This is a genomic window from Streptomyces sp. NPDC088400 (assembly GCF_044753355.1).
Lineage (GTDB): Bacteria > Actinomycetota > Actinomycetes > Streptomycetales > Streptomycetaceae > Streptomyces.
The window spans coordinates 539,828-554,291 of sequence record NZ_JBIVMZ010000003.1 but is presented as its reverse complement, the minus strand read 5'-3'; the positions used below and the strand labels follow the sequence as shown (position 1 = coordinate 554,291).

The 14,464-nt window shown below is 72.1% G+C and carries 7 protein-coding genes; all 7 read left to right on the top strand.

Annotation, left to right across the window (positions count from 1 at the left end):
- Positions 1 to 199 precede the first annotated feature (199 nt).
- The 7 genes from ACIQD6_RS09965 to ACIQD6_RS09935 all read left to right on the top strand — a co-directional run bounded on the left by ACIQD6_RS09965 (position 200) and on the right by ACIQD6_RS09935 (position 14,464).
- The gene (locus ACIQD6_RS09965) at positions 200 to 1,621 is read left to right on the top strand and encodes an AbfB domain-containing protein (RefSeq protein WP_401880294.1); all 1,422 of its coding nucleotides are present in this window, start codon (positions 200 to 202) and stop codon (positions 1,619 to 1,621) included.
- Positions 1,622 to 2,374: 753 nt separating this feature from the next.
- Positions 2,375 to 3,841, top strand: coding sequence for a 3-phosphoshikimate 1-carboxyvinyltransferase (locus ACIQD6_RS09960; RefSeq protein WP_401880293.1), 1,467 nt, complete (start codon positions 2,375 to 2,377; stop codon positions 3,839 to 3,841).
- Positions 3,838 to 5,211, top strand: a complete 1,374-nt coding sequence (locus tag ACIQD6_RS09955) for an aminotransferase class III-fold pyridoxal phosphate-dependent enzyme (protein WP_401880292.1) — start codon at positions 3,838 to 3,840, stop codon at positions 5,209 to 5,211. Before ACIQD6_RS09960 ends, ACIQD6_RS09955 begins: the two co-directional genes overlap by 4 nt.
- Positions 5,208 to 6,425, top strand: a complete 1,218-nt coding sequence (locus ACIQD6_RS09950; protein ID WP_401880291.1) for a Coenzyme F420 hydrogenase/dehydrogenase, beta subunit C-terminal domain — start codon at positions 5,208 to 5,210, stop codon at positions 6,423 to 6,425. The genes ACIQD6_RS09955 and ACIQD6_RS09950 overlap by 4 nt, the downstream gene beginning before the upstream one ends.
- Entirely contained in the window at positions 6,422 to 7,588 is a 1,167-nt protein-coding gene (locus tag ACIQD6_RS09945; RefSeq protein WP_401880290.1) for a zinc-binding alcohol dehydrogenase, read from the top strand. The genes ACIQD6_RS09950 and ACIQD6_RS09945 overlap by 4 nt, the downstream gene beginning before the upstream one ends.
- The gene (locus ACIQD6_RS09940) at positions 7,585 to 9,567 is read left to right on the top strand and encodes a non-ribosomal peptide synthetase (RefSeq protein WP_401880289.1); all 1,983 of its coding nucleotides are present in this window, start codon (positions 7,585 to 7,587) and stop codon (positions 9,565 to 9,567) included. Before ACIQD6_RS09945 ends, ACIQD6_RS09940 begins: the two co-directional genes overlap by 4 nt.
- Positions 9,560 to 14,464 carry an SDR family oxidoreductase gene (locus ACIQD6_RS09935; protein WP_401880288.1) on the top strand — a complete coding sequence of 1,635 codons (4,905 nt, stop codon included), beginning with the start codon at positions 9,560 to 9,562 and terminating at the stop codon, positions 14,462 to 14,464. The genes ACIQD6_RS09940 and ACIQD6_RS09935 overlap by 8 nt, the downstream gene beginning before the upstream one ends.

Genomic DNA, 14,464 nt, shown 5'->3' with positions numbered 1-14,464 from the left:
GTCGGTACACCTGCTACCCCTCCCCTCACCGGCCAAACGACCGAACCGACCCGGGCGATTGACGCGGACATGTCGAATATCTACGGTGTGCTCGAAGTGACGAACCGTGGTCGGGATTTCGAACGAGGGTTGTCGGCGAGGGGACGCCCGCCGGCGAACCGGTACGCGTCACGGCCACGCGAGCCGAGAGGACACCACCATGTCGCATCCCCGCCGCAGACAGATCCTCGCCGCCGCCGGCGGCGCCGCGCTCGGCGCCGCCCTGCCGTTCGCCTCCGGCACCGCCGCGACCGCGTCGTCCAGGGCGGCCGTGCCGTCCAGGGCCGCCGCGGCGTACGGCGGTTACGCCATGGCGTACTTCGCCGAGTCCAACCAGGGCCTGGGCAACAGCTACGCGCTGCATCTGGCCGTGAGCACGGACGGCCTCCAGTGGAGCGCGCTGAACCAGAACGCTCCCGTCGCGACGCCCACCGCCGGCACGAAGGGCCTTCGCGACCCGTTCATCCAGCGCAAACAGGACGGAACCTTCGTCATCCTCGCCACCGACCTCAACGGCCAGAACTGGGGCGAGACCAACCAGTACATTCACCTCTGGAACTCCACCGACCTGAGGTCCTTCACCAATTACCGGCGGGTCAAGGTGCACTCGTCGACCACCACGCACGCCTGGGCGCCCGAGGCGTTCTGGGACGCGGGCCGTGGCCAGTACGCCATCATCTACTCGGCCCACAACGGCACTCGCGATGTGATCATGGTCAATTACACGACCGACTTCATCACGGTCGGCGAACCGCAGACGTACTTCGACCCGGGCTTCGGCATCATCGACGCCGACGTGGTGACCGGCGTCGGCGGCATGAACTACCTCTACTACAAGCGCGGAAACGAACTGTACGGAGCCAGGTCCGCCTCCCTGGCCCCGGGTGCTTTCAACTCCGGTACGTACACCGGGCCGATCGCCCACGGCGGTACCGAAGCCCCCATCCTGGTCAAGTCGCTCACCTCGGAGACCTGGTACCTCTGGGGGGACACCTACACCCCCAACGGCGTCTTCTACGCCTGGCGGACGAACGACCTCGCCACCGGCAACTGGACTCCGGTCGACCAGCGTTCCTACACCCAGCCGCTGAACTCCAAGCACGCCGGGATCACTCCGATCACGACCACGGAGCTCAATGCCCTCAAATCCCGCTGGGGAGTGCCGACATGGAGTCGGCTGAAGTCCTACAACTACCCCGACCGCTTCGTCCGGCACAGCAACCACGCGGCCCGTATCGACAGCATCCCCTTCGACCCGTACCCGGACATGCAGTGGAGGGTCGTCACCGGTCTGGCCGGCAGCGGTGTCTCCTTCGAGTCGGTGAACTATCCCGGCCAGTACCTCCGGCACAGTGATTTCGTGGTGGTCCTGGCGCAGAACACCGGCACCGCCCAGTTCGCCGCCGACGCCACCTTCGTCCCCGAGGCCGGGCTCGCCGACTCCGCGGCGGTCTCCTACCGCTCGTACAACTACCCGACCCGCTATCTGCGGCACAGCGACTACCTGCTGCGGATCGACACGGTCTCCGCCGCCTCCTCCAGCACGGACAAACAGGATGCGACGTTCCTGCTGACCAGTTGAGTTCACCGCCCCTCGGGATCCGGCGGGAGTGTCTTCTCCGGCCGGCCGGGGGGTTGGGTGGTGCGGAAATCCCCGCGAATGCCGCGCATTGCCGAGCAATTGGGGCACGCGAAAATCTCTTTTCCTTTTCTTGACCATCGGCGTGTCGGTGAAAGGCGGAGGGCGGCTGCCGGACGCCGTGGTGAATGGCGGCCGAACACCGCCTCGGCCTCCGGGTGAGGGCGCCACGGAGAGGGCCGAGTCCACGCGCGCGGGGGGTACTCGCGGTAACGCCCGCTGTTCGAGGGTGCGTTGCCGGATCCCTGCCGGCGGCTACGGCCTGGCGTCGGCGTACAGCTCACATACGGTCGGGGCGCCTTGGAATCTTTTGCGATCGGGGGTGATTACGGGCGCTTGCGCAGGGGAACGGGCGGTTCCTTCGGTGACTGTCGGGGGCTACCGACTGTCGCCAAGTGCTTCACGATCCGTTGACATCCGCTCCACGGGAATGATTGAGTCGAACACGCCGGGGGAGGCCCCCTCGGGTTTGCCGAACTGCTGAGGAAGGACGCGCTGTTACCCGTTTTCACCTTGGTCGCACGCGTTATGAAATCCTCTGACCGGGGATTTTCTCCTTCTTTCACGGTGGCGGTTCCGGTGTGTTGTTCACGCCCGCCTTTACGCAAAACGTAGCGGGGAACGGGTGCGGTCGGCCGAATGCCGAGCCCGCGTTCACTCACAGATCTCGGGGGGACTCAGGGATGGGAGCACGGTGTGCTTGAGGCCCGGAAGGATGTCCAGGAAGCCGGCCGCGGAGCCGGCGACGAAGCGGTCCGGGAATTCGACAGGCCGGCCACGAAAGCGCCACATCTCGTGGTGGACGGTGGCAGGGAGTTACGCGACCACGGGTCACTGACCGTCGCCGTACCGGGCGACAAGTCGGTGAGCCATCGGGCACTGCTGGCCGCACTGCTGCCCGGCGCCCCCGCCGTCCTCACGGTTCGGAACGCCAATGTCGGCGGCGCGGTACGGGCGTTACTCCCCGCCATGCGCGCCCTGGGGTTACGGGTGGACATCGAGAGCCACACCCTCACCGTGCGGCGAGGTGCCCGACCGGTGCCGCAGCCGGTTCGCGGACATCCCGGGATCGACACCTGGCCTCGCGACGCGCCGTATCTCGAAACCGGCGGCTCCAGCGCCGCGGCGCGGCTGCTGATCGGAGTGCTGGCCGGGACCGGAACCCGGGCCGTGGTGGACGGGGACGAGGTGCTGCGGCACCGGCCGATGGAGTGGATTGTCGACCCACTGGCCGAACTCGGCGCCGAAATAGACTACTTGGGCGACCCGGGGCGCTTACCGGTACTGGTGAGGAAACCGGTGTGCAGACCCGGAGCGGTGCGGTTGTCGGTGGGCAGCGCACAGGCACGGTCCGCGGTGCTGCTCGCGGTGGCCGCGGCGGGGCTGCCGGCGACCGTGAGCCATCCCGTCCGCTCGCGCGACCACACCGAACGGATGCTCGCCGCGTTCGGAGCGGGGCTGAGCCGGACCGAACGCGAGATCACCTGGAACGGCGGGCCGTACAGGGTTCCGCCCGTCATCGACGTCCCCGCCGATCCCTCACTCGCCGCCTATCCCGTCGCGGCCCATCTGATGTGGGGCGACGGCGACGCGTTACGGGTGCCGGGTGTCTGCCTCAACCCGACCAGGCTGGGATTCTTCGAGGTGCTGCGACGGGCCGGTGCGGACATCTCGTACGAGGACGAGCGGTCCACCAGCGGCGGTGAGCCCACCGGGACGGTGGTGGCCAGGGGCGGGCTGGACGGCCTGGATTCGGTACGGGTCGACGACCCCGCCGTCCTGCACGCGCTGATCGACGAGGTACCGCTGCTCGCCGTGGTCGCCGCCCTCCTGCCGGGCACGTCGTGGATCGGCTGCGCCGAGGAGCTGCGCTTCAAGGAGACGGACCGGTTGGCGACGACGGCGCGCATGGTCGGCGCGTTCGGGGCCCGGGTGGAGGTCGCGGCGGACGGGCTGACGGTGTCCGGGGGCGCCACGCTGCGCGCCGGGACCGTACCGAGCTTCGAGGACCACCGCATCGCCATGGCCGCCGCGACACTCGGCATACGCCTTCCCGGACGCACGACGGTGCACGGCGGAGCCTGCCATCGCACCTCGTTTCCCGACTTCGCCGACGTGCAACGCGCCATCGGCGCCCGGATTGCGGAGGACAGCCGGCGATGACCGAAGCGATGACCGAGGGAGTGAGCGGCGCGGTGGGCGATGTACGGAACCGGGAGAGCGGACAACGGGGCGCGGTGGAGGCACGGTCCACCGGCAGCACCCTCGGGCCGGAGTTCTCCACCGGCAGTGGCCCCTGGCTGTACACCGAGGACGGCGCCGCCTGGTTCGACGGTACGGCCGGCAGCGGGGCCGCGACCTTGGGCCATCAGCATCCGGATGTCACGGCCGCGGCGGTGGCCCAGTTGAACCGCCTCACCCACACCGGCTGCAAGCTCGGTTCGGACGCCCGCAGGCGCATGATCGAGCGGATCGGCGCGCTGTCCCCGTACACGGAGCCGACGGTGCTGCCCACCGCGACCGGTGCCGAGGCGGTGGAATCCGCGCTGAAGATCGCGCGGGCCGCCACCGGCCACCAGGCCGTGCTGGCCTTCCGCCACGGCTACCACGGCAAGACCGCCGGCGCGCTCGCGCTGACCTGGCGGGCGGAGTTCAAGACGTACGGCGGACCGCGACCGGACCATGTCGTCACCGCGGAACTGCCCGACCCCCGGGCCGAGGACGCGGCCGACGAGGCGGCAGGCTTCGCGGCCGGGCTGTCCGCGGCGCTGGACGCCGCCGATCTGCGCGGCGGCACCGCCGCCGTGGTCGTCGAACCGGTCCAGGTGACCGAGGGGGTGCTGGCCGTACCGCCCGTGATCCTGGACGAGATCGCCCGGCAGGCGCACTCCAGAGGCGCGCTCCTGGTGCTGGACGAGATCTATACGGGACTGGGCAGGGCCGGGCGGCTGTTCACCGCCGAGCTGATGACCGAGAAGGCGGACCTGACACTGCTCGGCAAGACGCTGGGCAACGGCTTCCCGGTCGCCGCGGTGGTGGGGGAGCGAGCGGTGCTCGACGCGCTGCCGCCGAGCGTGCAGACCTCGACCTTCTCCGGCCACCCCGTCGCCTGCGCGGCGGCAGCGGCCGTCGCGGAGATCGTCGTGCGCGAGGACCTGGCGGGCCGCGCACGGGCGCTCGGCGAGCGGTTGCGTACCGATCTGCTGGAACTGGCCGCCCGCCACCCGTGGATGCGCTCCGTCCGTACGACCGGGGCGCTGGGCGCCTTCGACTGCGTACGCGAGGGGAGTTTCGACCCGGCACTGGCGAAGGCGGTGACCGCTGGCGCGCTGCGGGAGCGGCTGCTGCTGTTCGGTGGCGGCCCGGAGGGCGCCACGGTCAAGATCGTGCCGCCCGCCCTGCTGGCGGAGAGCGACTACCGCTGGATGACGGAGGCGATCACGGCGGCGGTGGCCGGGGCCGAGTCCGCGCCGGAGGCGGGACCACGGTCCGTGGCCGCGGGAGACACGGCGCACGGGGGCGGACGAATATGACGTTCCTCCAGCTGGAGAAGGACGTACTGGCACCAGGGCTGTGCGCCGTGTGCGGTGTCTGCCAACTGGCCTGCCCGGCCGGGGTGATCGGATTCGACGGGCTGGAGCCCGTGCTCACCGTCGAGTCCTGGACCGCCTCCGACTGCGGGGAGTGCACCGACTGCCTCGACGTGTGTCCGGGATCCGACCCCGGCACCCCGGCAGCCGAGGAACGGCTGTTCGGCCGCACCCGGACCCCGCAGGAGCGCTGGACCGGGGTCTTCTCCGAGGTGGTCGCCGGACACGCCCTGGACCCCGCGGTCTACGAGGCGTCCGCGAGCGGCGGCAGCCTCACCGCCCTGCTCCAGGTCGCCCTGACGGAGCTGGGGGTGACGGCGGTGCTCTCGATGGGCCGGGACGAGCAGGAGCCCTGGCGGGCCGCGCCCGTACTGGTACGCCATCCCGACGAGCTGGTGGAAACCGCCCAGTCCACCTATCAACTCGCCCCCTATTTGGGGGAATTGCGGCAGCTCATGCTCGAAGAGCCGGACGCCCGGGTCGCCATGACCGGCGTGGCCTGCCACATCCAGGCCATGCGCAAGCTCCAGGCGATGGACACCGAGGCGGGCCGCTGGGCGCGCGACCACGTGGTGCTCCTGATCGAACCCGCCTGCTCGTCCAGTACGCGCCCCGAGGGCACCGCCGCCGTGATCCGCGAACGGGCACAGGTCCCGCTCGACTCCGTGGTGCGGCTGCGTTACCGCGAGGGCGACTATCCCGGCGACATCGGCATCCGCACGGACGACGGCGCGGATCACCGGGTGGAATTCTGGCGCGCGGTACGGGACTTCGCGGGTAACAAGACACACCGCTGTCTGTCCTGCGGCGACTGGATGTCCGGGCTGGCCGACGTCAGTGTCAGCGACGGGGATCCGAACATCTTCGCCGCCAGTGTGTCCGGTTCCGGACAGGCCAAGCGTGGCAGGGTGTTCATCCGTACCCGGGCCGGCGCGGAAGCGGTCGCCGTGGGGCTGGACCGAAAGCTGCTCAGCCATACGCCGGTGGACCTGACCGGCCTCAATCTCGGGCTGGAGCGCAAACGCAACCGGCGGGCGTCCTACGAGCGGTCCGGCGGGCCGGTGCCGCTGGGGCCGATACCGGGCTATCGGGAAGAGCTGGAGATCGTGCCGGACGAGCGGTGGATCGCGGCTCCGGAAGAGGAGGGCGGCAAATGACGGCGGTGCACAGCGCTCCGGCGGCGCGCACGGAATCGGAGACGGCCGGGGAATCGGAACCGGAGACGGCCGGGGAACAGGAGCCGGAGACGGCCGGGGAACCGGCCGAAAGTGGCTTACCGGTACGGCAGTTGGTCGCGAACGGCGCCGCCGGGCCGATCGTGGAGGAAGTACGGCGTGAGCCGCCGGGACGCGGCGAGGTGCGGCTGCGTGCCGCGTGGAGCCTGGTCAGCCCCGGTACCGAACTGCACTATCTGGACCGCAGCGCGCGGACCGGGGAGCGTTTTCCCCTCGGCTACTGCTCGGCCGGGGTGGTGGACGCGGTCGGCCCGCACGCTCCCGGATACGCGCCCGGCGACCGGGTGATCGCCATGGGCTGGGGCGAGGCCGTGCACAGCGACGCGGTGACCGTCCCCTACCGGCTGTGCCGGCGCGTCCCCGATGCCCTGGACCTGGCGGACGCGGTGGTGGCGGGCCTGGCGGCGACGGCCGTGCACGCGGTGGACCGGGCGACGCTGGAACCCACCGACGAGGTGGCCGTCATCGGCGCCGGCATGGTCGGACAGCTGGTCGCGCAGACCGCCGCGGCGCACGGTGTGCCGGTCACGCTGGTGGACCTGCGCCCCGAGCGGCTGCGTACGGCGGCGGCACTCGGGCTGGCCGTGGCCGACGGCCGGAGCTTCCTGGAGGAGACCTTTCAGGAGGAGCGGCCGGCGGGCGCCACCGGCGGACGGTGCGTGTTCCTGTGCGGTACGGGGGACGCGGGCGACACGATCGCCGCCGCGGCCCGCTGGGCGAGCCGGGCACCCGGCCGGCCGCGGCTGGTCGGCGTCGGCCGGTTCGCCGCGCACATCGACTTCAGTGTGGAACTGGGCAACCTCGACATCCGGTACGCGGCCCGCTGCGGCGCCGGATACCGGGACGCCTCGTACGCGCGCGGACTCCGCGACGTCACGGCGCCGGACGGTGAGAGCACGGTCACCGAGAACCTCCAGCGAGCCCTCGACCTGATCGACTCCGGTGCTGTCCGACCGGCCGCGATGGGGCTGCCACGCTTTCCGCTGGACCGGGCGGCGCAGGCGTACGCGCAGCTGCGGGAGCGGCCCGCGCACCCCGCCGTCCTCTTCGGCTACGGCCCGCCCGAGGGGAGCACCACCTCGTGACGGACCCTGACACGATGGCGGTCGGTCCCGAAGCGGTGGCGCGGGCGGTGACCGAGGTGTCCGAAGTGCCCACGGGACACCGGCCGTTCCCCACCGCGCGGAGCGCGGGAACACTGGTGCGCCGCTTCCTGGAGCAGGCCGCCGCCCACCCCGAACGCGAGGCCGTGGTCACTCCCGAGGTCCGTTGGACCTACCGGGAGACCGCGTCGCGCTCGGCCGGGGTCGCCGCCGCGCTCACAGCGGCGGGTCTGCGACCCGGCGACCGGATCGGCCTGCTCTTCTCGCACGGCGCGGAGATGATCGCCGCGCTCCTCGGGGTGCTGCGGGCCGGTATGTCCTACGTACCGCTGGACGCCGCCTACCCGGAACCCCGGCTCGGCCTCATGGCCGACGACGCGGGCATACGGGCACTCGTCGCCCTCTCGGCGCACGCGCCGGCCGCCCGCCGGATCGCCGGTGCCCGGCAGGTGCTGGCGTACGAGGACCTGGTACGGACGACCGACGGGGCCGGGGCCGGCATGGGCGAGGACGGCGTGCCGCTCGTACCGGTGGATCCCGGCAGCGAGGCGTACGTTCTCTACACCTCCGGCAGCACCGGGCGGCCCAAGCCCGTCAGGCAGATCCACCGCAACGTGCTCCACCACACCCGGGCCTGGACCGACGGACTGGGCATCGGCCCGCTGGACCGGGTCACTCTCCAGTCCGCGTACAGCTGGGACTCCGCCGTCCAGGACACCTTCGCCGCGCTGCTCAACGGGGCCGCGCTCTACCCGGTCGACCTGAAGTCCCTGGGGATCAGCGGCCTGCTGGACTGGATGGCCGCCGAGCGCGTCACGGTCTACCACTCCACGCTCCCCGTCTTCCGGGCGCTGGTACGGGCCATGGAGTCACGCGGCACCGAACTGCCCGCGATGCGCATGCTGGCGCTCGGCGGGGACACCCTGCACCTCGCCGACCTCGACGCGGCCCGGCGGGCTTTCGGATCACACTGCCGCGTCGCAGGAGCATACGGCTCCACCGAATGCTCCTGCGCCCTGCTGCGGGTCGCCGACCGGGATTACCAACCACCCACCGGGGTCTTCCCGTTGGGGTTCGCGGTGGCGGAGACGGCCGTACGGCTGGAGGACGCCGAGGGCCGCCCGGTGCCGGGGCCGGGCGAGGGCGAGATCGTCGTCGAGAGCCCCTATCTCGCACCGGGCGCGGTCCCGGACGGCCGCACCTACCGCACCGGTGACCTCGCCCGGCGGCTGGACGACGGCACGCTGCTGCTGATCGGGCGGCGCGACTTCCAGGTGAAGATCTCCGGGATCCGGGTGGAGACCGGGGAGGTGGAGAGCGCGCTGAAGGGCCTGCCTCAGGTGCGCGAGGCGGTCGTGATGCCGTTCGACGACCGGCTGGGAGAACGGCAGTTGGCCGCGTATCTGGTGGCGGCCGACGGGGAGATGCCCGAACCGCCCGCGCTGCGGGCCGCGTTACGGGACGTGCTGCCCGACCACGCCGTGCCGACCGCGTTCGTGCTGCTGGACGCGTTGCCTCTGACGCCCAATCACAAGATCGACCGGGCCGCACTGCCGGACCCGACGGCGGCACCGGAACCGGCGCGGGCCACCGCACAGGCCGTCGCCGCCGGGCCGCTGGAGCGGGCGGTGGCCGAGGCCTGGCGTGAGGTGCTGGACGTCGGCGCCGTCGGTCTGGACGACAACTTCTTCGACCTGGGCGGCACTTCGCTGCGAGTGGCCGCCGTACACGAGCGGCTCACTCGCACCCTCGCGCCCGCGCTGCGGATGACCGACCTGTACCGCGCGCCGACCGTCCGCGGCCTGGCGCGGCTCATCGGGAGCGGCCGGCAGGACTCGGCTGCGGGCGTCGCCCGGGGAGCACGCCGCCGCACCGCCCACGGTGCCCGCCGCGCCGCGGCCCGTACCCGAAACGCTCCCCCGTTCCCGGACAACCGCACCTCAGGAGGCACTTGTGACTGACCGTCCCTACGGTGAGACGGACGCCACGGCGGCCCCCACCGACGCCGCCCTCGACGGCCGGATCGCGGTCGTCGGCCTGGACTGCCGTCTGCCGGGCGCCCGCGACCAGGCCGAGTTCTGGAGCGGCCTGCTGGCGGGCACCGAACACCTCGCCGATGTGGACGAGGAGCGGCTGCGCGCCGCGGGAGTGCCACCGGAGTCGCTCGCCAACCCCCGTTATGTCCGGCGCGCTTCGGTGGTCGAGGACGCGGATCTCTTCGACGCGTCGTTCTTCTACCTCAGCGCTCGCGAGGCCGAGCGGATGGACCCGCAGCTGCGGCTCTTCCTCCAGTCCTCCTGGTCGGCCCTGGAGCACAGCGGCCATGACTCCGAGCAGTACCCCGGCCGGATCGGCGTCTTCGCGGGCGCGCTCAGCAGCACCTATCTGCTGAACAACGTGCTGACCGGGGAGCGCGGCTTCAACGGCTCGCTGCCCCGGATGCGCGAGGACCTGTCCGCGTTGATGGGCAACGACACCAACTACCTGACCACCAGAGCCTCTTACCACCTCAACCTCACCGGCCCCAGCCTCTCGGTGCAGACCGCCTGCTCCACCTCGCTGGTCGCCGTACACCTCGCGATGCAGAGCCTGCTGGCGCAGGAGTGCGACGCGGCACTGGCGGGCGGGGTGGCGCTGCGCTTCCCGCAGGAGGCCGGCTACGTCCACGAGACCGACGGGATCACGTCCGCGTCCGGGACCGTGCGGCCGTTCGACGCGGAGGCCGACGGCACCGTCTTCGGCAACGGCGTCGGCGTCGTCGTGCTCAAGCGGCTGGAGGACGCGCTCGCGGAGGGCGACACCGTCTGGGCGGTACTGCGCGGCTCCGCGATCGGCAACGACGGCGCCGACCGGGTCGGTTACACCGCGCCGGGCGTCGCCGGCCAGGCCGCCGTACTGGCCGAGGCACTCGCCGTGGCCGACGTGGACCCCGCGAGCGTCAGCTATCTGGAAGCGCACGGCACCGGCACCAGGATGGGCGACCCCATCGAACTCGCCGCGGCGGCACAGTCCTACCAGGTGGCGGGCGCACCGCCGCTGACCATCGGATCCGTCAAGGCGAACCTCGGCCATCTGAGCACGGCGGCCGGCGTCACCGGACTGATCAAGTGTGTCCTGATGCTGCACCACCGCACCCTGGTGCCCACCCCGCACTTCACCGAGTGGAACCCGCAGTGTGCCGTCGAGGGCACCCGCTTCCGGGTCGGTACGCGGGCCGAGCCCTGGCAGTCCCCGGACGGCGGCCCACTGCGCTGCGCGATCACCTCCACGGGCATGGGCGGCACCACCGCGCACGTCATCCTGGAAGAGGCCCCGGCGGCCGGCCCCGAGACCCGGGGCAGCGCGCCCGCCTCGCCGGTGGTGCTGCTGCCGGTCTCCGCCAAGTCCCCGGCCGCGCTGGAGACCGCGCGTCAGAAGCTGGCCGACCACCTGGAGGCGACCGGGTCCGAGCCGGACCCGGCGGCCGAGTCCCAGGCCGCTCCCGGTACCGGCGGCCTCGGCGACACCGCCCTGGACGACACCGCGTACACCCTCGCCACCGGCCGGCGTACCTTCAACTACCGTGCCGTGATCACCGCCCCCGACCGGGCCACGGCCGTCCGCGCCCTGCGCACCGCCGATCCGCGCTTCACCCACCAGGACTCCGGGCAGCCCGCCGACCGCCCGATGGTCCTGCTCTTCCCGGGCCAGGGCGCACAGCACCCCGGCATGGGCGAGAGCTGGTACGCCCAACTCCCCGTATTCCGCGCGGTGCTGGACGAATGCGCCGACCTGCTGCGTCCGCACCTCGGCCTGGATCTGCGGGACGCCCTCCACCCCCGGTCGCGCGGATACACGGGCGAGACGCACGACCTGAACCGCACCCGGCTGACCCAGCCCGCGCTGTTCGCGGTCGAGTACGCGCTGGCCCGGCAGTGGATGGCCTGGGGCATCCGCCCGGCCGCGCTGATCGGGCACAGCGTCGGCGAATACGTCGCCGCCACCCTGGCCGGGGTGTTCCAACTCCCCGACGCGCTACGGGTGATCGCGGAGCGCGGCCGGCTGGTCGACGAGTTGCCGGGCGGGGTGATGGCCGCGGTGATGCTCTCGCCCGAGGAGCTGACCCCGTACCTCGAAGGCGGTGAGGTCGCGCTCGCCGCGGTGAACGAGCCCGCCGTGTGTACGGTCGCCGGCACCAAGGATGCCGTCCGCGAGCTCACCGGTCGGCTGAGCGCCGACGGCGTGGCACACCGCAAGGTCGTCACCTCGCACGCCTTCCACTCGGCGACGATGGATCCCGCGGTCGGCCCGCTCACCGAGGTGCTGCGCGGCGTCGGACTGAGCCGTCCCCGGATCCCGTTCCTCTCCAACCGCACCGGTACGTGGATACGCGACGAAGAGGCGACGGACCCGGCCTACTGGGGCGGGCATCTGCGCGAGACCGTACGGTTCGCCGACAGCCTCGCCACGGTGCTCGCCGACGGCGACCACGTCTTCCTCGAAGTGGGGCCCGGCCAGACGCTGGCCACCTTCACCCGCAGGCACCCCGACCGCGAGACCGGCGTGCCCGTCCTCACCTCGGCGGCCCGCGGGCGGGACGCCGGCGCCGACCTGACCGCGGTGACCGCGGCGCTCGGCCGGCTGTGGGCGGCCGGCCTGAGCGTGGACTGGCAGGGCTTCTACGCGGACCGGGGGCGGGCCCGGGTGCCACTGCCCACCTACCCCTTCGAAGGGACCCGCTACTGGGTCGAGTCCGGCAGCGGACCGCTCACCGGCGCGGGCGGCGGTGGCACGGCCGTACGCAAGCTGCCCGTGGACGAGTGGTTCTCCGCCCCGGTGTGGCGGCAGGCCGTCGGCACGCTCGACGCGACCGCCGAGCCCGTCGCCGACCCCGTACTGCTGTTCGCCGACGCACGGGGAACCGCCGCACGGCTGGCCGCGCACGCCTTCGCGGGCGAGGTGCTCACCGTGACCGTGGGCACCGCCTACGGACGCGACGGCGACACCTGGACGCTACGGCCGGACTCCGAGGAGGACCACACCCGGCTCGTCGGGGACCTGCTCGCCGAGGACCGGCTGCCGGACCGCGTGGTGCACGCCTGGTCCACCGAACCGCTGCCCGCCGAACTCGGCAAGGAACGCTTCGAACTCGCCCAGCGAAACGGCCTCTACAGCCTGATCGCACTGGTCAAGGCGCTCAGCGAGCACGGCGTCACCCGGCCGCTGTACCTCGACCTCATCAGCGCCGGCGCCTACGCCATCAGCCCGGCCGAGCCGGAGCCGGCCGCCGAACTGGTCTCCCTCTCCGTCGCCGCCCGGGTCATCGGCCAGGAACACGGCAACATCGGCTCCCGGCACTTCGACCTCCCCGCGACCCCGGACGACCGGTCGCTGCGCACCCTGGCCACCGAACTGGCCGGGGTACGCCGCCCCGAGATCGCCACCACGCTGCGCGGCGCCACCCGCTGGATCACCGACATGGAACCCGTACGCGCCGACTGGACCGCCAAGGCCGCCTCCCGCCTGCGCGACGGGGGCGTCTACCTGATCACGGGCGGACTGGGCGAGATCGGATCCACCGTCGCCGGCTGGCTGCGCCGCGAGTGCCCCGGCGCCCGGCTGGCGCTGCTCACCCGCGATCCGCTGCCGCCGGCCGAGAGCTGGGACGCATGGCTGGCCGAGCACGAGAAGGACGACGGGACGGCGCTGCGTATCAGCCGGCTGCGCGCCCTGGCGGCCGACGGCGCCGAGCCGTTCCTCGTCCACGCCGATGTGGCCGACGAGGACGCGCTGCGAGCGGCGGTGGAGCGGGTCACCGCGCATTTCGGCGCGCTGGACGGTGTGGTGCACGCGGCCGGACTGCCCAGCGAGCAGTGGGACCGGGCGATCACCGCGGCGAGCGTCGAGCAGTGCCAGTGGCACTTCGCGCCCAAGGCGCACGGCCAGATCGCGCTGGAGCGGGTCCTCGCCGACCACCCGGTGGACTTCTGCCTGCTGCTGTCCTCGCTGGCCGGCGTACTCGGCGGACTGCGCCTCCTCGGATACGGCGCCGCCAACCACTTCATGGACGCCGCCGCCGAACGGGCCAACCGCGGCCTGGACCGTACGGTGTGGATCAGCGCGGCCTGGGACGTCTGGCAGCACCACCAGGACGAGAAACGGGCGATCTCCGCGATCGGCCGGAGCATGGACGACAAGGCGATCCAGCCGGAGGAGGGCCTGGAGGCCATCCGACGGCTGCTGACGCTGCGGGACGTCTCCCATGTGGCGGTCTCCACCTGGGACATCGGGCACCGGCTCGACCAGTGGGTGCGCGACGAGCGGATCGCGCGGCCGACGACGGGCGTCACGGCGGCCGGCGACACCGGTGACGGTACGGGGGACGACGGGGCGGGTGAGCTGACCGACCAGATCCTGCGGTTGGTGCGGGGCGCGCTGGGCAGCGAGGAAATCCCCCTGGACGGCGACATCTTCGAGTTCGGCGGTGACTCGCTGCTGATCGTGCGGCTGCTGTCCAGTCTCCGCGACCAGTTCTCGGCCGAGGTGCCGCTCGCCGACGTGCTCGGGGCGCCGACGCCACGGGCGCTGGCCGGCTTCGTACAGGAGCGGATCGACACCCGTACGCGGGCCGGAGAGGCGGCGGTCGGTGCCGCGGCCGGAACCGGTGCGCGTGCGGATGCGGGGCCCGGCGACGACGACATCGAGTCCCTGGCGGCCGAGTTGTCCGGGCTCGGACCGGAAGAGATCGAACGACTGCTGGCCGAGGCCCAACAGGCAACGGACCAGGGGACAACGGATCAGCAGACAACCGACCAGCGGGCAACCGCCCAGCAGGGAACAGACCAACAGGCAACTGACCGGCAGGAACAGGAGCGCTGA

Coding starts and splice junctions, on each gene's coding strand:
- ACIQD6_RS09965 (WP_401880294.1), top strand. CDS start 200: ATGTCGCATCCCCGCCGCAGACAGATCCTCGCCGCCGCCGGCGGCGCC.
- ACIQD6_RS09955 (WP_401880292.1), top strand. CDS start 3,838: ATGACCGAAGCGATGACCGAGGGAGTGAGCGGCGCGGTGGGCGATGTA.
- ACIQD6_RS09950 (WP_401880291.1), top strand. CDS start 5,208: ATGACGTTCCTCCAGCTGGAGAAGGACGTACTGGCACCAGGGCTGTGC.
- ACIQD6_RS09945 (WP_401880290.1), top strand. CDS start 6,422: ATGACGGCGGTGCACAGCGCTCCGGCGGCGCGCACGGAATCGGAGACG.